Raw genomic sequence first — 22606 nt, forward strand, 5'->3', positions numbered from 1 at the left:
AATCGGCGCAGCTCGGTGCTGCGACGGCCGGGATGTGCACACGGACAGAGATATTCAACCCGAGGTAGCAGGGTGACTCACACATACGCCGACACCGATACACACCCGGAAACCACAAGCCACACGGGATGCATCCGCGCATACGGGCAGCCGCACGAAATCGGTGCGCACAGCCCGGCCGGCGCGGCACGGAAACAAGGGGTAGCACCGTGATCCAGACGTATCCAGGCGCTGACACCAGCGGACACGCGGACACGAACGCGCAGGGCGGTGACGGCGACGTATCGCAGGTCAGCGACGGACCAGTGACTCGAGTATTCGGCATCCGCCATCACGGACCGGGTTCGGCCAAGTCGCTGCGCGCGGCGCTGGAAGCATTCCGGCCCGATGCGATCCTGATCGAAGGTCCTGCGGATGCCGATCCGCTGGTCGGTTATGTCGCCGCGGACGGGATGGCACCGCCGGTGGCGCTGCTCGCCTATGTGCCGGACACCCCGGCCAAGGCGGCGTTCTGGCCGTATGCGGTGTTCTCTCCGGAGTGGCAGGCGCTGGGGTATGCGGTGGAACACGGTGTGGCCGTGCGGTTCTGCGACCTGCCCGCCACCACGGTGCTCGCCCGCGACGACGAACCCGGTGATCACATCGACCCACTCGCCGAGTTGGCCGCGGCTGCTGGATACGACGACGCCGAACGCTGGTGGGATGCGGTGGTCGAATCGGCAGCCGACTCTACCGCTTTCGAGGCGATCACAGAAGCGATGGGGGCAATCCGCGATGCCGCCGCCGCAGGAACGCTCGGCGCCCGGACCGACTACAACGGAGAACCGAGCGAAGACGGCGCACCCGAAAGCGGCTCGGTTGCTGTCGAATCGGAGATCGCGCCACGAGTGCCGGTCGCGATCGATGAGCACACCCTGCGGCGTGAGGCGTACATGCGGCAGACGATGCGCAAGGCGCTCAAGGACGGAGCACAACGGCTCGCGGTGGTCTGCGGTGCGTGGCATGCGCCCGCGTTGGTCGGCAAGCTCGGACCGGCGGCCGCGGATATGCGGCTGCTCAAGGGGTTGCCGAAGGTGAAGGCCACCGTGACCTGGGTGCCGTGGACGCATTCACGGCTGGCCTCGGCGTCCGGTTATGGCGCGGGCATTACCTCGCCGGGCTGGTATCACCATCTGTTCACTCAGACCGAGCAGCCCATCGCCCGGTGGCTCACCAAGGTGGCCGGGGTGCTGCGGGCGCATGATCTGCCGGTCTCGAGTGCACACATCATCGAATCCGTCCGGCTGGCCGAGACTCTCGCCGTGCTGCGTGATCGTCCGCTTGCCGGGCTTTCCGAGGTCACCGAGGCGGTGCGTTCGGTGATGTGCGCGGGCGAGGAGACGATGGTCCGGTTGATCGCCGCCGAACTCGTCGTCGGCGAGGCGCTCGGCGCCGTGCCGGAGGGCACGCCCACCGTGCCGCTCGACGCCGATCTGCGGGCCAAGATCAGAACACTGCGCATGAAGCAGGAGGCCGTATCGCGGACCCTCGATCTGGACTTGCGCAAAGAACGGGAGGTCGATCGTTCCCGGCTGCTGCATCGGCTGCGCTTGCTCGGCATCGGTTGGGGCACACCGACCACCGGAGAGGTGCGTAGCACCGGCACCTTCCGGGAAACCTGGACGCTGGAATGGCGGCCGGAGTTCGCGGTCTCGATCATCGAGGCCTCCCGCTGGGGCACCACCATCCGCACCGCCGCCGAGTCGAAGATCCTCGATCTGGCCAACCGCGACGGCAGCACCGTCGCCGACCTCACCGCCGCGCTGGAAACCGCACTGCTGGCCGACCTCGGCGGTGCCACCGACGGCCTCATCTCCCGACTGGAATCGGTTGCGGCACTGGACCACGACGTGAGCCACCTGCTCGCCGCCCTGCCAGGTCTGGTCCGCACCCTGCGCTACGGCGATGTGCGCGGCACCGACACCAAGGCGCTCGTCCACGTCGCCGATGGTCTTCTGGTGCGCATCTGTGCGGGCCTCCCCGGCGCCGTCACCGGGCTGGACGCCGACGCCGCCGAGCAACTGCGCAGCCTTCTCGACGCAGCCCACACCGCCATCCACACCAGGGACGACGGCTGGGCCACCAAGGAGTGGCTCGCGGCGCTGCGCCGCCTCGCCGACCGCGACGATGTCCACGGCGCGCTGGTGGGCCGCGCGGTCCGGCTACTCTGCGACGCGGGCATCATCGATGAAACAGAGTCCGCGCGCAGGCTTTCCGCCGCACTGTCGATCGGTAACACCGCCGCTGCGAAGGCCGCCTGGATCGACGGTTTTCTCGGTGGACGCGGTCTCTTGCTCGTCCACGACCGAGAGTTGCTGCGCCTCATCGACGATTGGCTGCGCGAACTCGGCGACGACCAGTTCGTCGAGACACTCCCCCTGCTGCGCCGCACTTTCGGCGCCTTCGAATCGGGAGAACGCCGTGCCATCGGCCAGGCCGTCCGCGACGGCGGCGCACTCCGGACCGACAACTCCGACAGCACATCATTCGACGTGAACCGGGGGCTGATCGCCATGCACACGGTCGCAAAGATTCTGGGGGTCGCCGGATGAAAACCTCAGCACCACAACGATCTCGGGGCACGCGGCTCACTCGAGCCGCCCGAATCACCCCTCGCAAAACCCGGCCCGCTCGCAATACCCGAAGCACCATTCCCAGCACCCAACCCACCCAAACCACGGGCCACACCCCAACGATCGCTCACAACACCCGAGCCGCGAGCGACACCAGAACCATCGTGAAGCCGCCGGATGAACCCTCGCAGCGCTATGTCCGTCGCGCGAACACCTCCGGCTCGGGCACCAGCACTTCGAACTACGTGACCACACAAATGCGGACCACCGACTTCCCCGGAGTACCTGGATGAACGACATCGATGAAACACACTCCCGGCGTTGGCGTTTGGTGCTCGGCACCGCTGCCGAACCGAGCCTCGGCGGCCTCGGGTCCGGCGACGACCAGGCGATGGACGCGGCATTGTCGGCCCTCTACAACACCGACGACACCACGTCGTCCGGCAAACGTGCGGCGGGCCTCGGCGGCTCGGCGCCGAAAGTCGCTCGATGGCTCGGGGACATCCGCACCTATTTCCCTTCCACGGTCGTGGAGGTCATGCAGCGCGACGCGGTCGACCGGCTGAACCTGACGCAGTTGCTGCTGGAACCCGAGCTGCTGGAAGCGGTGGAGCCCGACGTCCACCTCGTCGGCACGCTGCTGAGTCTCAATGGCGTAATGCCCGAAACCACCAAGGCGACAGCGCGAATGGTGGTGGAGAAGGTCGTCCGCGAGATCGAGCAGCGCATCGCCGCACACACGCTCGCGGCCGTCTCCGGCGCGCTGAACCGTGCCGCCCGCATCGGCCGCCCACGCCTGCGCGATATCGACTGGGACCGGACCATCCGCAAGAACCTCGCGCACTACCTGCCCGAACACCGCACCGTGGTGCCCGAACGCCTCGTCGGCTACGGCCGCAAAGCCCAGGCGGTGCGCCGTGATGTGGTGCTGGCCATCGACCAATCCGGCTCGATGGCCTCCAGCGTGGTCTACGCATCGGTGTTCGGTGCGGTCCTCGCTTCGATGCGCGCGCTGAAGACTTCCCTGGTCGTCTTCGACACCGAAGTCGTCGACCTCACCGAACAACTCGCCGACCCCGTAGACGTCCTGTTCGGCACCCAGCTCGGCGGCGGCACCGACATCAACCGCGCCATCGCCTACTCCCAGTCACTCATCACCCGCCCCGCCGACACCCTGTTCGTCCTCATCTCCGACCTCTACGAAGGCGGCATCCGCAACGAAATGCTCCGCCGCGTCAACGCCATGAAGGAATCCGGCGTCCAGGTAGTAGTCCTGCTGGCCCTTTCGGATGAAGGAGCCCCCGCCTTCGACCACGACAACGCCGCCGCCCTGGCCGCCCTAGGCGTCCCCGCGTTCGCCTGCACCCCCAACAAATTCCCCGACCTCCTGGCACTGGCCCTGGACCGGGGCGACATCCAATCCTGGGCCAACACCAACGCGGGCCAACCCTGACTCCCCCACGCCCGGTCAACACCGAGCGCCTCCTCGAGGTTGCGGCAGCCAAGGCCACGCCGCTATCGGAGCCGCCGCCCGTGGAAACGATGCTCTTCGTGGCCTAATGGAGGGTGGTGGCGATTGAAGCTTCGATTGCCGCGAAGATGTCCGCGTCGACTTTCTGTTGCCAATCCGGAAGTTGCTCCCAGTCTGCGACGTACGACGGTTTCGGCTCCGGGATGTGCTTGTGGATCTGGGCGATCCAGCACAGTGCGATCCAGCGCCCTTTTTGCTCGGAGCTCAGCTTGCTTGCGCTGCCGTCTGTGGCCGAGAGGAACTGTGCTACTTGGTCATACACCGCGATGGCGGCGGCTTGCTCCCATGCCGGCATGTCTTCCCACTCGGCGACATATCCCGGTTTCGGATCGCCCGGGTAGTAGCTGCGGACGCCGTCGATCCAGGCTCGGCGGAAGATCCGCCCGCGGTCAGTGTCGTCGGGCACTGGTTCTCCTCGTACTGGTGGTCGGGGACAGCAAGGATGCGATCTGCATGTCGAGGTGGCGGACATGCAGATCGTGACCCAATGGTTCCAGGTGATGGCGGAGGTCGTCGAGTCGACGGCCCAGGTAACCGGAGTGCGTGCGCTGGGCGATGTCGAGGGCGGCGTTGCCGTAGGACACGAGCTGGATCGGGTCGCGGTGTAGTGCTGCTGCGGCGGCGAGGTCGATGAGCACGCTGGCCCGGCGGCGTGTGGAAAGTGGGCGATCGAGCATCGGGGCGAGCAATTGTTCGGCGCGCTGGGGCTGCGTGAGTTGGATGTAGGAGCTGCCGCGTTCTTCATCGAGGCGTGAGCCGTCGAATCGTAGCCAGCTGGTGACGGTCGAGGCGACATCGAGGGCGCCTCGGGCCGAGTCGCTGGCGCGTTTCCAGCCTGTTGCATCGCCGAGCCCGGCGAGCGCTTGTGCGTGCACGGCGTCGACCCAGTAGCGAGTGGTCAAGGCTGGGTTGCCTCGGCGTGCGAGTTCGCCGGCCGACTCCAATAGCGGGATCGCGGCATCGAACTGATGGTTGCGGATTCCAAGGTAGGCGTGCCTGGTCAGCGCGCATGCCCACAGGTCGTATGCTCCGGCGTCCTTGCTGTATGACGCCGCGAGGGAATAGCAGTGGGCAGCGGTCTCGTAATCGTCATTGTCGAACAGGATCTCACCCGATAGCTGCAACGCCTCAGCAGTGAGCTCGGCCAGATGTCTCCGGACATGATCATCGCTGCTACGGCGTACCCCGTCGATGAGTAGATCGAGGTGCTCGCGGACAGCAGGAAAGGTGTCAGCCTTGGTTACCGCTTGGGAGTAACTGTGCCACAACCCCTGGTTGATGCTCGCGTATTGCCTGGCGGTCGAGGCATCGATGCGGGCGGTGCCGCTTGCGGCGGCAAGGACGCGATCCCAGTCGACTGGGATCGCCAGTGAGGCGCTGGCGACACCGAGCACGCGCAGCAGCTCACGGCGGTTCATGTCGTTGATCTCCATGCGGTACTGCGGTCCGCGTTGTGCGGATGGCCGATCGGAATCATCACCGTCGAGCTTAGGCGTTGCGATCGGGGGATCCGGAAGGTTGTGCTTTCGCCGCAGTTCAGCGCAGCGCAGATCGAACCGGGCGCGCTGGTCGTCGGTGGCTCGCGCGAGGGTGGTGTCCATGATTGCGGCATTCACCGCGCGCAACATTAAGGTCGGGCCGCGACGTTCCCACTTGCGCAACGCCTCGAAACGCGCACCGGTGATCTCACAGAATCCGGGCCTGGTCTCCCGTAGAGCGTCACGAAGGGCGCGCACTTCCAGTCCGGTCCACGTCAACTGCACGGGCATTGCGGTACTCACCCCCGTACCGGTTTCGTGCGAAAAGCGTACCCCTTCGGTACCTGCGGAGTACCTCTAACGGCACTTCCCGCGTGACCTCCCGACTGCGACTGTTGAACTACCGCATCACCGAGAGGTCACCGGAATAGGCGTCGCTTCAACAACTTTCGCGTTCTTGGGTCCGGACTCACAAGCCGGTCCCGGTGTCTCGGTGGTGCGGCATTGGCGACGGACACCGTGATCCGTCGCGCGGCGATGGGAGAACTCGATGGGCATCCACCAACTGGTCGTGATCGGCTACGACGAGATCGTTCGCAACAAGTACATGCCCGTGATCAGAGCCGCGATCGCCGACGGCCATCTCGACTCCTGGTCGATCGTGGACCTGGAGTCCGAACGCGAAGTCATCGAAACTCGACTCCTCGGCGCCGATCCACAACCGCGCATGAAGTTCTTTGTCCCCTCAGACCGCGGCAACCCGGCGCTGGCGCTGGAAACCGCTCAGTCGGCGCTGAGATTCTTGCGGGTACCCGGCCTGCCGATGAAGGCGTATATCGCCACCGAGGTGGGCTCCCATGAGCAGTACCTGCGGCGCTGCGTGGAAGAGGGCGTCGACTCCCTGGTCGAAAAGCCTGTCCTGGCCCCGATGATCGGCGACAGCTTCGAACCGTCGCTGATCTCCACCACCATGGCGGAATTGATCGCCGCGGCGGGGCGACGCAACGCCCACCACTCGGTCATGACCTTGAGCCGCTACCACAGCATCTACAACGACCGGGTCATTCAATCCCTGCGGGAGCGGATGCTCGCGTGGAAGTCGCCGCTGACGTCGTTCCACTTGCGTGCGGCGGGTGGCGTCTGGAATCTGGAGCATGAGTTCGTGACGCGCGACGATCACCCGTACCGGTACGGGTACGGGATGCTGATGCACGGCAGCTACCACTACATCGACCTGGCGGTGCAGGTTTTGTCGCTGAACAAGCTGCTGTTCCGGGACCGACCACTGCGGTTGCAGGTGTGCTCGTTCGGTGCATTCCCGGCCGACCAGTGGCAGCGGCTGTCGCTTCCGGCGACACAGATGCTCGGCGGTGATTCGAAATGCGCTGTGTTAGGCCGCGAACCGCGCCGCTACGGCGAAACCGACATCACCTCGACATTCCGTCTCGTCGATGCCGAAACCGACGCCACCATCACCCTGGGCACCTTGTCGTTCGAACAGACAACACCATCGATCCGGAACTGGTCGACATTCCCGGACGGGGTGTACAACAAGAACGGTCGGACCAGCAGTGTCGACCTCGAGGCACAGCTCTCGACGCTGTATTCGGTGCACGTCAATTGCTATGACGTGCCGCGTGGGCCGGATGCCGACAAGATCGGCGCGGTCGCGGAGATCCTGACCCGTGCTAACGCCTCACTGCTCACCGACGACGAGTACGTGTCTCGGGAGACTTTCGACGGGTTGTTCCATAGTGATAGCAACCGTGCGCTCATGCAGAACTGGTTGCGCGGCACCGAGACCCGTAGCCGACTGGAGGAGCACTATCTCCCGATGCGTGTCACCGAAGCACTCGCGCTCTCCCTACGCATTCCCGGCCAAACCGTGGAAGTCGACGGCATCTAGGAGATTGCCGATGTGCATCGTGCGCTCCCAGAGGGAGGTCCGTGCGTTCTATCTCGACGCACTCGGAGGCGATGTGCCGACAGCAGAGCGGCTGATGGCACCCGTTTCTGACAGGTTCGCCGGATTCCTTAACTCTCTGGATGATCGAGCCTTGCGGACAGCGCTGGAATTCGGCTACCGGATGGGCACCTACACAGTGACCTTGGCCCGAACCGGCTTCGATGTCGTTGCCGTCGACCAGATCCCGCCACAGATCCTGCGTTCACGGCTGACGGGCTGCCCAGACTGGGCGAACCGAATCGAAGTCGTCGAGCAGCGGATCGAAAACTTCTCCATCGCAAGGCAATTCGGTGTCGTCGTTGCCAGAGATGTTCTGCACTACCTGCGCCAGGACCAAGTCCGGGATGTCTTGACCCGTTGTATTCAACGCGCCCCGGCTGGTGCCGGGCATTTCCTCGAGGTGTTCACCGACATCACCCGCACCGACCGGCAAGGGCGTCGCGTGCTGATCGAGGACGAAGCCGCCTACACCGCCGACACACTCCGCACCACCATCGAACGCCTCTACACCGGATGGACCCTCCACATGACGCTGACCCAGCACGCTGAGCGCAACACCGACTCGCCACACAACTACTTCGAGGCCAACAGGATCACCATCCACGCGCACCGCCGCACCAACCACGAACTCTGCCGATGAACGAAGAATCCGCACCCGGACTCAGTGTCATCGTGCCTTGCCACAACAGCGGCAACTTCATCATGGAAGCAGTCAAATCCGTTGTCCAACAACCAATGTCACTGACTCGGGAGATTATTGTGGTCGACGACGGAAGCAACGACCCCGAAACGTTGACCAGCATCGACGCCTGCCGTGAATTCCCTGGAGTGCGCGTCGTGCGGCTGCCAGATAACCGTGGTGCCCAAGCAGGCCGCAACGCCGGGCTGGACGCGGCCCGTTACGACTACGTCTTGCCACTCGACTCCGACGACCGACTCACGATCGATCCCGCGCTACTCGCCGACGGCAGTTACCCCGAACGCGCGGTGCAGATTCTGGCCTCGTCGCCGCAGATCGCGTTCGTGCACACCTATTCACAGATGTTCGGCGACTTTCATGGGCTGACAATCTCGGCCTATCCCTGCCACGAGCAGCTGATGGTCCGCAAGCACCACGCCCCGATGTCGATCATTTACCGGCGTACCGACGCCCTTGCAGCTGGCGGCTACGACCAACGGATCCGCAAATGGCAAGACTGGGCCTTCGCGATCGACCTCCTCGCCGCCCGCCACCGACGCAGCACGACCAACGAGATCGGCTGCATAGTGGGCCCGTTCCACGAATACCGCGTACACGCCAGGTTCCCTCGCCTATCCACCGCCAAGGTCGATGAACTGGAAACGGTGCAGCTCGCTGTCGACAAGAACCTGGACTACTTTCATGCCGTCCTTGGCGAGGACGGCTCGGCCGCCGACGTGGCGGCGCTCGTGTATGCGAGCAAGCCCGACCGGCTGACCGACCTACTGCACATGGCCGCCGTCGACCTGGACCAGGCTCTCACCCTGGCCCGCCAGCGCCATGCCGCCCTGACCAGTCCCGCCGATACGCTGGGCGTCCCGTGATCGGGGCGACGGGATCACCGTCACCTTCCGGTACCGGAGAGACCGGCGGAGCGCAGGCAATATGCTGGGCGACTGTGACCGAAACCCACCCCCGAAACAGCATCGACCCCACCAGCCTGCCGACGACTTTCGTACCGGTAGAACTCGAGGGCGAGCTGTACGTACGGTGGGTAAACAAGGGCTATTTCAAGGCGGACGAGACAAGCGACAAGCCGGCCTACACCGTCGTCATCCCGCCGCCGAACGTCACCGGCCGCCTGCACATGGGCCACGCCTACGAGCACACCCAGATCGATGCCATCACCCGCCGCAAGCGCATGCAAGGCTTCGAGACCTTGTGGCAGCCAGGTATGGACCACGCCGGAATCGCGACCCAGAACGTCGTCGAACGCGAACTCGCCAAGCAGGGTCTCTCCCGCCACGACCTCGGCCGCGAAGCGTTCGAGCAGCGCGTGTGGCAGTGGAAAGACGAATCCGGTGGTGCGATCTCCGACCAGATGCGTCGACTCGGCGACGGCGTCGACTGGGCCCGCGAACGCTTCACCATGGACGAGGGCCTCTCGCGCGCGGTCCAGACGATCTTCCAACGCCTCTACAACGACGACTTGATCTACCGGGCCGAACGGATCATCAACTGGTGTCCCCGATGCGCGACGGCTATCTCTGATATCGAAGTCGACCACAAGGAGCTTGACGGCGAGTTGGTGTCGATCCGCTACGGCGAGGGTGAGAACTCGATCGTCGTCGCCACCACCCGAGCGGAAACCATGCTCGGTGACACCGCGGTCGCGGTCCATCCCGACGACGACCGCTACCGGCACCTGGTCGGCCGCGAGATCGAGCTCCCGCTGACCGGCCGCAATATCCCGGTCGTCGCCGACGAACATGTGGACCCCGAGTTCGGTACCGGCGCAGTGAAAGTCACCCCTGCCCACGACCCGAACGACTTCGAGATCGGTCAACGCCACAACTTGCCAGCGCTCACGGTAATGGACGAACGCGCCGCCATCACTGCACATGGACCGTTCCAAGGGCTGGATCGACTCGAAGCGCGCTCGGCCGTTGTCGCGGCACTGCGCGCCGAGGGGCGAATCGTCGCTGAAAAGCGTCCCTACGCGCATGCGGTTGGGCACTGCTCACGCTGCGGAACCGTCATCGAGCCCCGCCTGTCGATGCAGTGGTGGGTCAAGGTCGCGCCATTGGCCAAGGCCGCGGGCGACTCGGTCCGTGACGGCCAAGTCGTGGTCCATCCGCCAGAGCTGGCCGGCCGCTACTTCGACTGGGTCGACAACCTGCGGGACTGGAACATCTCCCGGCAGCTGTGGTGGGGACATCGCATCCCGATCTGGTACGGACCTGCGGGCGAAGTGATTTGCGTCGGCCCCGAAGAGACCGCACCAGAGGGGTGGACCCAAGACCCCGACGTCCTCGATACGTGGTTCTCCTCGGCGCTGTGGCCGTTCTCGACGATGGGCTGGCCCGAGCAGACCGACAGCCTCGCCAAGTTCTATCCGAACTCGGTGTTGTTCACCGGCTATGACCTGCTGTTCTTCTGGATAGCCCGGATGATGATGTTCGGGCTCTACGCCACCGGCCAACCACCATTCCAGGTGATCGCCTTGCACGGCATGGTCCGCGACAAGCACGGCAAGAAGATGAGCAAGTCCTTCGGCAACGTGGTCGACCCCATCACCTGGATGGACGCCTACGGCACCGATGCCTTGCGCTTCGCCCTCGCCCGCGCCGCCAACCCCGGCACCGACGCCCCGATCAGCGAAGAATCCGTCGAAGGCAGCCGCAACTTCACCACAAAAATCTGGAACGCGACACGCTTCGCTCTCCTCAACGGCGCTACCACCACCGGCCCGCTCCCGGCCGTCGAAACATTGTCCGCGGTTGACCGTTGGATCCTGTCGCGACTCAATACCGTTGTCGCCGAGGCAGATACCTCGTTCGAAGACTTGCAGTTCGCCAAGCTGGCCGACCTGCTGTATCACTTCGCGTGGGACGAAGTCTTCGACTGGTATCTCGAACTGTCCAAGGCAACCTTCGCTGCAGGCGGAGCCGCGGCGGACGCCTCACGCAGGGTCCTCGGACTCGTTCTGGACACCCTGCTGCGGCTGCTGCACCCGATCGTGCCGTTCGTCACCGAGAAGCTGTGGACCACCCTCACCGGCGAGGAATCTGTCGTCGTTGCATCCTGGCCGAACGATACCGGCTACCGCGCCCCCGCCGCCGAAGCCGAGATCACCGAGCTCCAGTACTTCGTCACCGAAGTCCGCCGCTTTCGATCAGAGCAAGGCGTACGCACCAGCCAACCCGTGCCCGCCGACCTCGAACTGACTACGACGCTGCAGGCACACGAATTGGCTATCCGGCAACTGCTCCGGCTTGAACCCGTTGCCGATGGATTCAACCCGACCGCGACGTTGCCGATCGGTCTGGCACGAATCGGCCTCGATCTGTCACAGGCCATCGACGTCGATGCCGAACGTCGTCGGCTAGAGAAGGATCTTTCGGCGGCGTACAAGGAGTTGGACAACACGACGAAGAAGCTGGGCAACGACAAATTCCTCTCGAAGGCTCCCGCTGACATCGTCGAAGGAATCCGCGACCGTAAGGAGAAGGCTCAGCATGACGTCGACCGAATCGAGCAACAGCTCGACCTACTGCCGAAATAGTTTGCGGTAGATGACTTCGTCACATGGCGGTGGCGGGCTCTCGATGTTGCCACAGTCATGTGACTGCCGTAGGCCAGCCGTCTTCGCCGACCTGGGAGAGGGTGCCGTCCGCATGATGAAGTATCGCGGGGCGGTCGTTGGGGGCGATGGCGAGCTTTTGGGGAGTGTCTTCGTGGAAGAGGGCGAGTAGTGCTGCTACAGACGGGGCGAGTTCCGCTCGCCGGGAGTGGATTTCGAACATCCGGCTAGCCCTTCGTACCCGTGGCAGGCAGATCGGACGTGTCGAGTAGTGCGTGCCAGTAGTCCTCACGCGCCGCATCCCACAGATCGAGGTAGCCGGGGAAGGCGTCACGGACCGTCGCCAGATCCGGCGGTGACAACTCGTCGAACAACACCAACCCCGGCGCTCCCAGAGGCAACGGTTTCCGGCCCGGCCACCGATAGGCAGGGGAAGCGTCGGCCCGATCCTGAACCCGCAGGATGTGGGCCCCCGCACGCAGCAATCGCCAGGTGGCAATCTTCCGACCATCCGGTGATTCACTGGTGCGCAACCGATCTCGGCGCATCACCGCGCCTCCTGGTTCGTGCGCCCGCTGCCGGGGGACGCAACACCCCGGCACCGGGACGATTCGGCGACCACTGGCTGCTCCGCCCACTGGCGTAGGGCGTAGGCGAAGCGCTCGACCAGCTCGGCCGTCGCGCCGACGTATGCGGTTGGTGGCCCGGTGAACGGGTCTCGTTGCGGAAGCTCGCTATTCGGCATCTGCCGACCTCCGGGGATCGCCTGCGGCTGGGTGCGCCCGGCCCCTGACGAACTCCTGACGAAGGGGAAGGGAGAGTCATCCCGGGCGCACAACCAGCACACCACCGAACGAGCGAAATGGCTTTGCCAGGCTGAACATTTCAAGAAACTGCCCTAAAACGCCTGAGGGGCTGCCAAACTGGCACGACTGGATTGCCAGACTGAACATGCCGGATTGCCAGACTGAACACGCAGGGGTGATTGGATGGCCGACGAAGGTTCCCGGAAGGCGCTCCCGCGCCGTCAGTTGGGCCGACACTTGCGCGCGCAGCGCACCGCCGAGAAACTGACTCTCGCGGACGTTGCCAAGTCCATGGAGTGGAGCATCAGCAAGCTCGGCCGTATCGAGCGGGGGGAAGAGGGCAAGATTCGGAAAGCAGACGTCCAACAACTCTGCGACATTCTCGGCTTCACCCCCGAGCGGACCGCCGTGATGGTTGGTCTCGCCCAACAGGCTGACGTCAAGAGTTGGTGGCACGCCTTCGGCGATCTGATCCCCGATGGGTTCGTGATGTACGTGGATCTGGAGTGGGCGGCCCATGAGATGACGATCTATCGGCCGGATCTGGTTCCCGGTTTGCTACAAACAGCCGCCTATGCCCGAGCGCTTGATCGAATCTACTTCCCCCATGACTCCGAAGAAGAGCAGGAGGGCCGTGTCCGGCTGCGTATGGAACGGCAGGCGATAGTCAGCCGCAAGACCCGGCCAACCAGAGTGGATGTCGTTCTGCACGAATCGGTTCTGCACACCATCGTGGGCAGTCCGGCAACCATGGCCGCCCAGCTCCGCCACCTCGCAGACATGAGTACCAAAGACAACGTTGGTGTTCGGGTGCTGCCGTACACAGCCGGGGTCCCGATCGGAGTACCAATTGGGCCGTTTGTGATCCTGGACTTCAAGCCAGACGAGGACGGCGTCACTGAGCCGCCGGTAATCTACGTCGAGAACTTCACCGGCGACATGTACCTTGAACGTGGGCCGGATGTGGAGAGCTACCGTATGGCGTCGACAACGATCCAGCGCGCAGCGCTGGACGCTGTGAGGAGCCGGACCAAGCTTCGGAACGTAGCAAGGGAGTTTCTGTCGTGACCGTTGATCTGTCCGGGGCGCACTGGTTCAAGAGCAGCCGTAGCTCAGGGGGCAAGGAGTGCGTCGAAGTCGCATTCCTTGATCGCGGTCATGTAGGTGTTCGCGACTCGAAGAGCCCAACCGGCCCAGCCCTGGTGTTCACCCCCAGCGAGTGGGACGCCTTCACCGCAGGCGTGAACGACGGCGAGTTCGACCGCCCTTAACCTTCGCTGACAACGCAAATCCCCAGCTCATTTGTGTTGAGCTGGGGCATTTCTCGCAGTTCGGCCCGCCCGGTTCAGGCAGGCCGCCTGCGTGAGATCGTTCGGCGCGCATCGCTGGGATGACAATGACGGCCGCTCGCGGAGGCCCCGAACTCCGCTGAATCTCGACCAACTGGTCTTGGCCCCGGACTATACGAATCCGGTCCTGGGCCAACACCTACACAGCCAACATAGAGCCGATGGTCAGTAGCCCGCCGACAAACTCATCATGCCTTTGATCGCGTCGATGAACTTATAGCCCATCCCCATGATGGCATCGAGAGCACCCATGCTGAACCCCTTTCGAGACTGGTCAACAAAATCGGACAGCCGAGTGTCCGGCCCGCGTCGAGATCGGTCCGCGGGCAGATGATCTCAGTTGTGTGACAGTCGGTCATACAACCGACGGCGCGATCATCTGGTGATGGCTACTGTCGATTCCACCGGGCCCATCACACCCCAGGCGGTCGCCGATTCCGGCACTACGAGGGGGTGTATCGCGGCCGCTGCCGCAAGCAGCGTGATCGCGACGATGGCGTCGAGCCAGTAGTGGTTGCCGGTGCCGACCACCACCAGGGTGGTGATCACCGGATGTGCCAATGCCAGCCAGCGCCATGGGGTTCGGGTCGCCGCGACCACGGCGAAGGCGAGCAGCAGCGCCCATCCGACATGCAGCGACGGCATTGCCGCGAACTGATTCGACAGGCCGCCGGAATCGGGTGCGCCGTAGACCGATTGGCCGTGGATGGCGGCGAGGTCGACGAATCCGTACTGCGGCAGCATGCGCGGCGGCGCGAGTGGCATCAGCACATGCACCACCAGCGCGCCGCCGGTCAGCGCCACCATCAAGTTGCGGGTCCACCGGTAATGCTCGGGCCGGAAAGTCCACAGCCACAACAGCACCGCGACCGCGATGGTGAAATGCGCGGTGGCGTAATAGAAATTCGCGGGCACCGCGAGAAAACTCCGGTCGACGAAGATCGCCTGCACCGTCGTCTCCTCCGGCAGTCCGAGCCGGTCTTCGACACCGAGCATGGCGTGCGCATTGCCCATCGCGTGCATCGTGTCGTCTGCGGTGAACATCCGACCGACCCGATAGGCCAGATACAACACGGTGATCAGCGCGAGCTGCCCGATCGCCTCACCGCCCCTGCCGTGCACCGCGGCCCGCACCTGTTCGGCCCTTTCGGCGAGCGCCGGCGGAAAACTCACGCCGGGACCACCGAAACCCACTGCCACCATCGCCAGCGGCTCCCTTCCTCATCGAAGCAGGCCGCCATCTACAATTAAGCGGAGTAACAACCTCCGCTTACCGTAGCATCACTATCCGCTTCGATTCACCGCTGTGTGACCGGAGAGACAAAGTTCCGGTCCTGGTGTGAAGCCCAGCGCATCAGCTACGTGGTGGCTGTGCCACGCAACCAGACCATCCCGATCACCGCGGGCTGCACCCGCGCCGATCACCTTGTCGCACAAGCGCCTTCGGATGCTGTAAACGATTCAGCTGCGGTGCGGGAGCGAAGGGACCACGCAAGTTCGACTGGGCGGTGGCCTCGCTGCTGGCCGCTCCGTGGACCACTACCGCTGGCCGGAGCCGTGGCTGCTGGCGCGCCGGGCACTGACACCCAACAGCAAAGGCGAGCTCGAAGTCGCCTACTACCTGCGCTGCGCACCCAACGGCACCTCCGACGACGAACTCATCCGCGTCGCCGGCACCACTAAGCGCCGTTCGACGGAATGACCGCAGCCGATCCCTGGTCGGCGCGCCGCACGTGAGCTAGCGGGAGGATCTCCTACCCCGAACCCACCGTGCCGCAACCGGTTCCCGGCTCATACGGTGAGGGTGACGTCCGCTCCGCTGAACAGCAGGTCGGGCTTGCGTGTGTTCGCGGATGCCACCTCTTCCGACAGACGCGCCCGTGGCGCGAGTTCGCGCAACTCACGCAGGAACACCTCGACCGCCAGGTTGGCCAGTTGCTTACCGGGGCAGACGTGCTTGCCGAACCCGAAGGTCAGCGGCAGCTTGCCGCCACCACGCAGATCCAGCGGGTTCCGGAATGCCGCCGGATCGCGATTGGCGGCGGCGAACATGACCAGCACGGGCCCCGCCGCGAGTTCCGTGCCGCTGCGCAGGGTCATCGGCCGGACCGCGCGACGTTTCCATGCCACCAGGCCGGGGTCTAGTTGGAGCACCTTGACGGCGACCTGCGCGGCGGTGTTCTGATCCGCGAGCAGATCCCACCACTCCCGGCCCGGGTCACTCAGCAATCGCTGCACGCCCTGCTGGATGCTGCCACTCACGGTATGTACGCCTGCCGCAAGGGAATTCGCCATGGCGGACACGGCGACGCGACGGGGAACGCCCGCGTCGTGCAGGCGGCTCGCGAAGCCGGTCACCCGGTGGCGCCGGCTGCGCTCGACGGCCCGGCCGCTCACCGTGAACAGCTGGCCGAGCGCCCCCACCGCCTCGGCCAGTTCGCGGCCACGCATCCGACGGCCGAGCAGCCCGGATTGCGCACCGCTCCACACCGCCACCTGCGGCCAGTCCGCTGAAGGCAGGCCGACCGCGGCACCGCCGACGCGTGCGGCGTAGGCGATCGACAGTGCCGTCACGTCCAGCCGCGACACGACCCCCTCATCGAGGCCATGCAGCGCATGGTGAAAGTGCTCCACCATGGCCTCGACCCGCTGTGGCCGCTCGTCCCGCGAAATCGTGAAATGCCCTGCCGGACCGGCCATGGTGTCCCACACCTGTTTGTGCAAGGTGTCGTCGGTCAGGTTTGCGGTCGCCTTGGCAGGCAGTGGAACCAGGTGCCGGAAGAAATGCGGAATTGCCCGTGGTGTGCCCGCGATTCGCGGGAATCCCACCAGTGGATCAAGCGAATTCCCGTTGGAGAGGGCGGGATCGGCCGCCTCCAGTACGTCGCGCACGTCGTCGTACTTCCAGATCATCCGCAGACCGGAGGAATGGAGATAGGTCGGATCAGGCCAGTCGTGCAGGCGCTCGTACCGTTCGTCGCGTTCCTTGAACGACAACTCATTCGAAGTTTGCTCCGCAAACGGAAATTCCGCGACCATCCTGTGCACCTGCCGACCATCAAGTACCGCTGCAACCCGAGAGATGCTACGTGGTCGCTATGCCGATGTCGCAGATGAGGACAGCGATCATTGCATCGAGTGCACCGGCACCGCCCGGTGTTTCGGCCATCAGATGCCGGGCAGCGCGGGCGAGTTGCAGCTGGCTCTCCTGGATCCGGGACACGATCGGTTCGTTCGCGTTCATCCGCGCCGTGATGTCGCGGTGGTCGAGTCGGTGCTGGTAGATCTGATGTGTTACTCGGCCGAGACTGCGGCGACGCGGCGGTGGCGCGTCCATCCGCGGACGCCGACGGCCAGGGGTGCCAGGACGGTGAGGAACCCGGACACGGGCTCGAATACGAGACCGAACGCAGTGAGAACAGCGGTTGCGGCGAGGATCGGCGCTGGCACATAGCCGCGGGTTCGCTCCGCATCGATCACGGCGATCCCGAAGCAGACGGCGGCGACTCCGAACGCAGTGAACCAGAACGAGAGCTCGGCCTGCTCTTCACCGGCCGCCCATATGGCAACACCGAGCGCGGTGTGGGCCGATCCGATGAAGACGAGCAAGGCACCCATGAGCGGGAACCTAGTTTTTGAATCCATATTCCGAAACCTTGCCTTAAGCTGTCCCGCGTGGCAAGACCCCGGCGATTCACCGATGATCAGGTCCTCGACGCGGCGCGCGATCTGCTCGCCGATCCGGCGACGACCCGGCCGAGCATCGCCGCGATCAGCGCCGCCTCCGGCATCCACACCGGGTCGATCTACGTGCGCTTCGCCTCCCGCGAAGAGTTGCTCGCCAGGCTGTGGCTGCGCTCGATCCGGCGCTTCCAGATCGGGATCATCGCCACTCTCTCCGGGCCCGACCCGCTACTTGCCGCCGCGATGTACCTGACGCGGTACTGCCGTGAGCACCCCACCGAAGCCCGCGCGATGAAGATGTTCCGGCGCAACGAACTGCTCGAAGTGGGCACTGAGGAACTGCGCGCCGATATCGCCGCGGTCAACGACCGAATGGACGACGCGCTGCGCGCCGCCGTCGTCGCGGAGTTCGGCGGCGCCGATGAGCACCGCATGGCGATCGCGGTGGCCGCCGTCAAAGCCATTCCCTACGGGCTCGTCCGCGAGTACATCGCGGCCGCGGTGCCCATTCCGGACTGGGTCGACGACGTCACCGCCACCGCGACGGCCGCCGTTGTCCACAAGTTACGCCCGACCGGCCGTTAGATCTGCCAGTACCGAGTGCCATTGCGGTACTGAGTGACACCGGCCGTCAGGGCGAAAAGCCCTACAGATCCGCAATGGCCGCCAGCGGTGGCGTGCGCGCCGCTCGGATGCCGGGCCACAGGGCCGCGAGGACGCCGACGACAGCCGAGCACACCAGGACGAGCACCAGCTGATTCCACGGGATCGCGATCTGATCGATGCCCAGGTCGCGCAGGGTGCGCAAGAATCCGACACCGAGCCCGAGGCCGAGCAGCATGCCGACGATCGCGCCGAACACTGCGATCAACATCGATTCCAGATAGATGGTCCTGCGCACCTGGGCACGCTGCATTCCGACCGCGCGCAGCATGCCGATCTCGCGACGGCGCTCCACCACCGACAACGCCAAGGTATTGACGATGCCGAGGATCGCGATCACCACCGCGAGCGCGAGCAGGCCGTAGAGGATCGCGAGCAACGTGTTGATCTGCTTGCCCTGCGCGCCCTTGAACTCCTCCGGGTCCTGGACCTGAACGACCACGAATTGCTCGGTCGCCTTTTCCAGGTCGGTGCGCATCTCGGTGAGGTCCGCGCCGGGCTTGGCCTTGATCAGCATCAGGAAATTGGTGCGGAAGTTGATCGGCATGGTCTCGTCGTACAGCTTGGGCGAGACCACCATCGGGCCGAGCAGCGGTGTCTTCTTGTAGATGCCCGTCACGGTCAGCTGAATCTTCTTCCCGTCCAGACTGACCACGGTGACCTGATTGCCGACCTTCCAACCCCGCTCGTCGGCCTCGTCCTCCGAGACCAGCATGTCGTGGTCGCCGAGGGTGTCGGTGCCGCGAATCACGTCGTAATTCAGCACTCGGTCGAGCGGCCCGTCCGGCGAGGTGCCGATGAGCTGATCGTCGCCGACCTTCAGGCCGACGCCACGAATCCCGACCACATCGGCCACCTGCGGCACCGACTTGCGCACCGCGTCGCCCGCGCCGAGCGGCACCCCGATCAGCTGCGGCCCGGCGAGCACGTAGTCGGCGTTCACGCCCTTGTCGACCAGCACGCTCACACTCGCCTTCGCCGATGCGCCGAGCATGCCGATCGCAGTCACCAGCATCAGTCCCAGGGTGAGCGCGAAAGCCGTTGCGGCCGTTCGACGCGGATTGCGTGCGGCATTGTTGCGCGCCATCCGCCCGATCGACCCGAACGGGCGAATGAGCACACCGAGCACCGCGACCACCGGCCGCGACACCGCGGGCGCGGCGAGCAGTACGGCCAAGATCAGCGCCAGCGCACCGATGCCCACGGTCAACGCGGCATTGCCGCCGGTGGATCGCGCACCGATCACCACGAGGACCACGCCTGTGACCGCCAGCACCGCACCACACAGGGTGCGCACCCGCAAGGAGTCACCGGCAGAAGCGAATTCCTCCCGCATCGCCTCGACGGGCGGGATTTTCGCGGCCCGCCGTGCGGGCGCATACGCGCTCACCAAGGTGACCAGCAGTCCGACGAGCATGCCGACCACGATCGTGCGCGGCCGCACTGCCATCGAACCGGTCGGCAAGCCGAGATCGAAAGCATTGAGCAGCGCGGAAAGTCCGAACGCCAGACCGATGCCGCCTGCCAAACCGATGGCGCTGCCGATCAATCCGATGACGAAGGCCTCCGCAACCACCGAACGCCCGACCTGCTGCCTGCTTGCTCCCACCGCCCGCAGCAGTGCCAATTCGCGCAGCCGCTGGGCCACGATCATCGAGAAGGTGTTGTAGATGATGAACGTGCCGACAATCAGCGCGATCGCACCGAAGGCGAGCAGGAAGTAATTGATGAAGTTCAGCGCGTTGGAGATTTCCTTCTTCAGATCGGCGCGCACCTGCTCGCCGTTCTGCACCTTGTAGTCCTTCAAGGTGGTCGAAAGCTGGTCGCGCAGTCGGTCGCCCGGAATGCCCGCGGCGGCGATGTCGACGTAGGCGACGTGGGTGCCGTCGGTGAACAGCTTGCGCGCCTGGGTGTCGTCGAACAGCAGCCCGATGAAGCCGCCGGTATCGGAGGGCACCTGGTAGATGCCGCTCACCGTGACGTCGATGGGTGGACCGTGCGACGGGATGAGGATCTTGGTCCTGTCCCCCACCTTCAGGCCGGCGCGTTCCGCGCCACCGGTGTTGATGGCCATCTCGCCTTCGCGCGCGGGCGGGGCGCCCTCGACGAATTTGTCCGGTTCGGCGACCGCCTTGTCCGGCGGCAGATACGACCGCCCGAAGGTGGGCGCGCCACCGGTCTGCACGGCCTTCTTGCCGTCCGGATACAGCAGCACCACAGGACCGTTCACGCTCGGCGCGACGGCCCGGACCCCGGCTGTCCCGGCGATCTGGTCCACCACGCTCTGCGGAACGCCGAGCGCCTGCCGTTCCTTGGGACTCACCCGAACATCGACGCCCTTGGCCTGATTGGCGAAGATCCCGTCGAAGGTGCGCTGCAGGGTGTCGGTGAACACGAACGAGCCCGCGATGAACGCGGTGCCGAGCACCACCGAGAGCACAGTCAGCGCCAAACGCACCTTGTGCGCGGCGAGATTGCGCAAGGCCACCTTGCGCATCGGACTACCGGCCATTACTTGTGCCCCTGCCTCGTGTGGGAGACCGAGTAGGACTGTCTCGCACTCACGCCTGCTCCAGTGCCTTCATCGTGTCGAGCACCGATTCCGCGGTGGGATCGCGCAGCTCGTCGACGATCCGTCCGTCGGCGAGGAAGATCACCCGGTCGGCGTAGCCCGCGGCGTGCGGTTCGTGGGTGACGATGACGACCGTCTGCCCGAATTCGTCCACCGCGGCCCGCAGGATGTTGAGCACCTCCTCGGAGGCACGCGAGTCGAGATTGCCGGTCGGTTCGTCACCGAAAATGATCTCCGGCTTGCCCGCGAGCGCACGCGCACACGCAACCCGCTGCTGTTGTCCGCCCGACAGCTCGCTGGGCCGGTGGGTGAGCCGGTCGGTCAGCCCGAGCCGCTCGAGCACCGTGTCCAGCCAGTCCTGGTCCGGCTTGCGGCCTGCGATGTCCAGCGGCAACGTGATGTTCTCCAGCGCCGTCAGCGTCGGCACCAGGTTGAACGCCTGGAACACGAAGCCGATCCGGTCGCGCCGCAGCCGCGTCATCTGCTTGTCCGACAGCCCCGCCAGATCGGTGTCGCCGATCCGCACGGTTCCGGAACTGGCGCCGTCCAGACCTGCCAGGCAGTGCATCAGCGTCGACTTACCGGAGCCCGATGGCCCCATGATCGCGGTGAACTCTCCCTTCGCAAACTCGACCGATACGCCGTCCAGTGCCCTGACCTGCGTATCTCCCGACCCGTAGACCTTCATCAGGTCGATGGCGCGAGCCGCGATATCGGTCGCGGCCGCCAATTCGGCGGTGTCGGTATCCACAACGTGCGAAGTCATGCAGTCCAGTCTGTCTGCGATCGCGCCACCGCGCCATCGGGGAGAACCCCGATGACCTGAGTATCGATACGCCCGACGCGGGGCAGTCGCCCTACAAAAACGCCGGTTCGGTGTCACGTAGTTGGTCGAGCATGGTGGTCAACGCGCCCGTGAGCCGGCCGGTATCGGTGGCAACCAGATCGAGGCCCGCCTCGGTGACAGCGCGGGTCATCGTCTGGTAGGTCAGCAGGCCGCGTCGGGTAGGAAAGACCAGGACGCGTCTGCGGTCGGTGTCGTCGACCTTGCGATGGACCAGGTTCTCGGCGATCATCGCGTCGATGAGCCTGGTCAGGCTGGCGCCGGTGAGCAGGGTTGCCTCGCCGAGATGTGACATCGGACGTCCGGTGCCTGCGGCGACCGCGGTCAGCACGTGCCAGCGCGCGACGGAGGTTTCGCCGAGACAGGTCGCGACGGCGCGGTCCAATTCCTGTGACGCCCGGCGTACCAGTCGCGCCAGCTCCTCCAAGGCGGCGGGGGCAGTGCTATCGTCCACCGCAGCACTATATCCAACGCCGTATGGTATTGATTCAAATGGAAATATACGGTGATTCCCTTGCCGCCCTCGGGTTTTCGTGGCCGTCGCGACACCGTTGACGTTGCGCTGGTAGTGCCGCGGAGCGGACCGGCGGGCTTGTTCGGCCCTTCCTGTGAGGCCTGCGCCACCCTCGCCGTCGACGACATCAATACTGCGGGCGGCATTCTCGACCGCCAGGTCCGGATACATGCCGTCGACGCGGGTGCGCCGCTGCCGGTACTGGCTGCGCAGATCGATCGCATGGTCGGCACTGGACTCGTCGACGGCGTCGTCGGCTGGCATCTGTCCAACGCTCGCAAGGTGATCACCCCGCAGACCGCCGGACGCGTGCCCTACATCTACA

General features: G+C 65.1%; 22 protein-coding genes and 1 pseudogene. 11 read left to right on the top strand and 12 right to left on the bottom strand.

The genetic code is table 11. From position 1 onward, the window contains the following. Nucleotides 1-305: 305 nt before the first annotated feature. Together ACLMAL_RS13555 and ACLMAL_RS13560 are read left to right on the top strand one after the other, a co-directional pair. Nucleotides 306-2591, top strand: coding sequence for a DUF5682 family protein (locus ACLMAL_RS13555; RefSeq protein WP_411999481.1), 2286 nt, complete (start codon nucleotides 306-308; stop codon nucleotides 2589-2591). A gap of 310 nt (nucleotides 2592-2901) precedes the next feature. Continuing rightward, nucleotides 2902-4065 (top strand): VWA domain-containing protein, encoded by a 1164-nt coding sequence (locus ACLMAL_RS13560; protein WP_328405444.1) that lies wholly within the window; start codon nucleotides 2902-2904, stop codon nucleotides 4063-4065. A 103-nt stretch (nucleotides 4066-4168) separates the two neighbouring features. Here ACLMAL_RS13560 and ACLMAL_RS13565 read toward each other — a convergent pair whose 3' ends face one another. Together ACLMAL_RS13565 and ACLMAL_RS13570 are read right to left on the bottom strand one after the other, a co-directional pair. Then, complete coding sequence (locus ACLMAL_RS13565) at nucleotides 4169-4549, bottom strand: hypothetical protein (protein ID WP_411999382.1); 381 nt, start codon at nucleotides 4547-4549, stop codon at nucleotides 4169-4171. Continuing rightward, nucleotides 4533-5906, bottom strand: coding sequence for a transcriptional regulator (locus tag ACLMAL_RS13570; protein ID WP_411999383.1), 1374 nt, complete (start codon nucleotides 5904-5906; stop codon nucleotides 4533-4535). Before ACLMAL_RS13570 ends, ACLMAL_RS13565 begins: the two co-directional genes overlap by 17 nt. Nucleotides 5907-6171: 265 nt before the next feature. Here ACLMAL_RS13570 and ACLMAL_RS13575 point away from each other — a divergent pair, with 265 nt between their 5' ends. The 4 genes from ACLMAL_RS13575 to ACLMAL_RS13590 all read left to right on the top strand — a co-directional run bounded on the left by ACLMAL_RS13575 (nucleotide 6172) and on the right by ACLMAL_RS13590 (nucleotide 11831). Continuing rightward, a complete protein-coding gene (locus tag ACLMAL_RS13575) occupies nucleotides 6172-7527 on the top strand; it encodes a hypothetical protein (protein WP_411999384.1) in 1356 nt (451 codons plus the stop codon). 94 nt (nucleotides 7528-7621) lie between these two features. Further along, on the top strand, nucleotides 7622-8227 hold the full coding sequence (locus ACLMAL_RS13580; RefSeq protein WP_411999482.1) for an SAM-dependent methyltransferase: 606 nt from the start codon (nucleotides 7622-7624) through the stop codon (nucleotides 8225-8227). Beyond that, on the top strand, nucleotides 8224-9150 hold the full coding sequence (locus tag ACLMAL_RS13585; protein ID WP_411999385.1) for a glycosyltransferase family 2 protein: 927 nt from the start codon (nucleotides 8224-8226) through the stop codon (nucleotides 9148-9150). The genes ACLMAL_RS13580 and ACLMAL_RS13585 overlap by 4 nt, the downstream gene beginning before the upstream one ends. A gap of 74 nt (nucleotides 9151-9224) precedes the next feature. Next, a complete protein-coding gene (locus ACLMAL_RS13590; protein WP_411999386.1) occupies nucleotides 9225-11831 on the top strand; it encodes a valine--tRNA ligase in 2607 nt (868 codons plus the stop codon). 55 nt (nucleotides 11832-11886) lie between these two features. Here the strand turns inward: ACLMAL_RS13590 and ACLMAL_RS13595 are convergent, their stop codons facing one another. Genes ACLMAL_RS13595 through ACLMAL_RS13605 form a run of 3 tightly spaced genes read right to left on the bottom strand, consistent with a single transcriptional unit; the run spans nucleotide 11887 to nucleotide 12594 of the window. After that, entirely contained in the window at nucleotides 11887-12072 is a 186-nt protein-coding gene (locus ACLMAL_RS13595) for a hypothetical protein (protein WP_411999387.1), read from the bottom strand. A gap of 4 nt (nucleotides 12073-12076) precedes the next feature. Beyond that, nucleotides 12077-12400, bottom strand: coding sequence for a hypothetical protein (locus ACLMAL_RS13600; protein WP_411999388.1), 324 nt, complete (start codon nucleotides 12398-12400; stop codon nucleotides 12077-12079). Then, a complete protein-coding gene (locus ACLMAL_RS13605) occupies nucleotides 12397-12594 on the bottom strand; it encodes a hypothetical protein (protein WP_411999389.1) in 198 nt (65 codons plus the stop codon). Before ACLMAL_RS13605 ends, ACLMAL_RS13600 begins: the two co-directional genes overlap by 4 nt. Before the next feature lie 244 nt (nucleotides 12595-12838). On the opposite strand from ACLMAL_RS13605, the gene ACLMAL_RS13610 reads away from it, so the two are divergent. Continuing rightward, complete coding sequence (locus tag ACLMAL_RS13610; RefSeq protein ID WP_411999390.1) at nucleotides 12839-13723, top strand: helix-turn-helix domain-containing protein; 885 nt, start codon at nucleotides 12839-12841, stop codon at nucleotides 13721-13723. Next, the gene (locus ACLMAL_RS13615) at nucleotides 13720-13926 is read left to right on the top strand and encodes a DUF397 domain-containing protein (protein WP_411999391.1); all 207 of its coding nucleotides are present in this window, start codon (nucleotides 13720-13722) and stop codon (nucleotides 13924-13926) included. The genes ACLMAL_RS13610 and ACLMAL_RS13615 overlap by 4 nt, the downstream gene beginning before the upstream one ends. A gap of 453 nt (nucleotides 13927-14379) precedes the next feature. Here ACLMAL_RS13615 and ACLMAL_RS13620 read toward each other — a convergent pair whose 3' ends face one another. Next, nucleotides 14380-15207 (bottom strand): phosphatase PAP2 family protein, encoded by an 828-nt coding sequence (locus tag ACLMAL_RS13620; RefSeq protein ID WP_411999392.1) that lies wholly within the window; start codon nucleotides 15205-15207, stop codon nucleotides 14380-14382. Nucleotides 15208-15535: 328 nt separating this feature from the next. On the opposite strand from ACLMAL_RS13620, the gene ACLMAL_RS13625 reads away from it, so the two are divergent. Beyond that, nucleotides 15536-15706: a hypothetical protein gene (locus ACLMAL_RS13625; protein ID WP_411999393.1), complete on the top strand. Its 171-nt coding sequence runs from the start codon at nucleotides 15536-15538 to the stop codon at nucleotides 15704-15706. An 89-nt stretch (nucleotides 15707-15795) separates the two neighbouring features. Here the strand turns inward: ACLMAL_RS13625 and ACLMAL_RS13630 are convergent, their stop codons facing one another. From ACLMAL_RS13630 to ACLMAL_RS13640, 3 genes are read right to left on the bottom strand one after another with little or no spacing between them, the layout of a single operon-like run. Further along, entirely contained in the window at nucleotides 15796-17043 is a 1248-nt protein-coding gene (locus tag ACLMAL_RS13630) for a hypothetical protein (RefSeq protein WP_411999394.1), read from the bottom strand. A gap of 46 nt (nucleotides 17044-17089) precedes the next feature. Continuing rightward, nucleotides 17090-17248, bottom strand: a complete 159-nt coding sequence (locus ACLMAL_RS13635; protein WP_411999395.1) for a hypothetical protein — start codon at nucleotides 17246-17248, stop codon at nucleotides 17090-17092. Nucleotides 17249-17298: 50 nt separating this feature from the next. Further along, entirely contained in the window at nucleotides 17299-17649 is a 351-nt protein-coding gene (locus tag ACLMAL_RS13640) for a DUF6463 family protein (protein ID WP_411999396.1), read from the bottom strand. Between the two features lie 30 nt (nucleotides 17650-17679). On the opposite strand from ACLMAL_RS13640, the gene ACLMAL_RS13645 reads away from it, so the two are divergent. After that, nucleotides 17680-18273, top strand: coding sequence for a TetR/AcrR family transcriptional regulator (locus ACLMAL_RS13645; protein ID WP_411999397.1), 594 nt, complete (start codon nucleotides 17680-17682; stop codon nucleotides 18271-18273). Between the two features lie 61 nt (nucleotides 18274-18334). On the opposite strand, the gene ACLMAL_RS13650 is transcribed toward ACLMAL_RS13645, so the two are convergent. From ACLMAL_RS13650 to ACLMAL_RS13660, 3 genes are all read right to left on the bottom strand, one after another. Continuing rightward, nucleotides 18335-20863: an ABC transporter permease gene (locus ACLMAL_RS13650; protein WP_411999398.1), complete on the bottom strand. Its 2529-nt coding sequence runs from the start codon at nucleotides 20861-20863 to the stop codon at nucleotides 18335-18337. Between the two features lie 49 nt (nucleotides 20864-20912). Continuing rightward, nucleotides 20913-21689: an ABC transporter ATP-binding protein gene (locus ACLMAL_RS13655; RefSeq protein ID WP_411999399.1), complete on the bottom strand. Its 777-nt coding sequence runs from the start codon at nucleotides 21687-21689 to the stop codon at nucleotides 20913-20915. A 91-nt stretch (nucleotides 21690-21780) separates the two neighbouring features. Continuing rightward, a complete protein-coding gene (locus ACLMAL_RS13660) occupies nucleotides 21781-22452 on the bottom strand; it encodes a MarR family winged helix-turn-helix transcriptional regulator (RefSeq protein WP_411999483.1) in 672 nt (223 codons plus the stop codon). Between ACLMAL_RS13660 and ACLMAL_RS13665 the strand changes: the two are divergent. After that, nucleotides 22336-22596 (top strand): annotated as a pseudogene (locus tag ACLMAL_RS13665) (ABC transporter substrate-binding protein); the annotation flags it as partial. The gene ACLMAL_RS13660 and the pseudogene ACLMAL_RS13665 overlap by 117 nt on opposite strands. Between the last annotated feature and the right edge of the window lie 10 nt (nucleotides 22597-22606).

It is taken from the genome of Nocardia sp. CWNU-33 (genome assembly GCF_046764895.1).
Taxonomy (GTDB): Bacteria; Actinomycetota; Actinomycetes; order Mycobacteriales; family Mycobacteriaceae; genus Nocardia.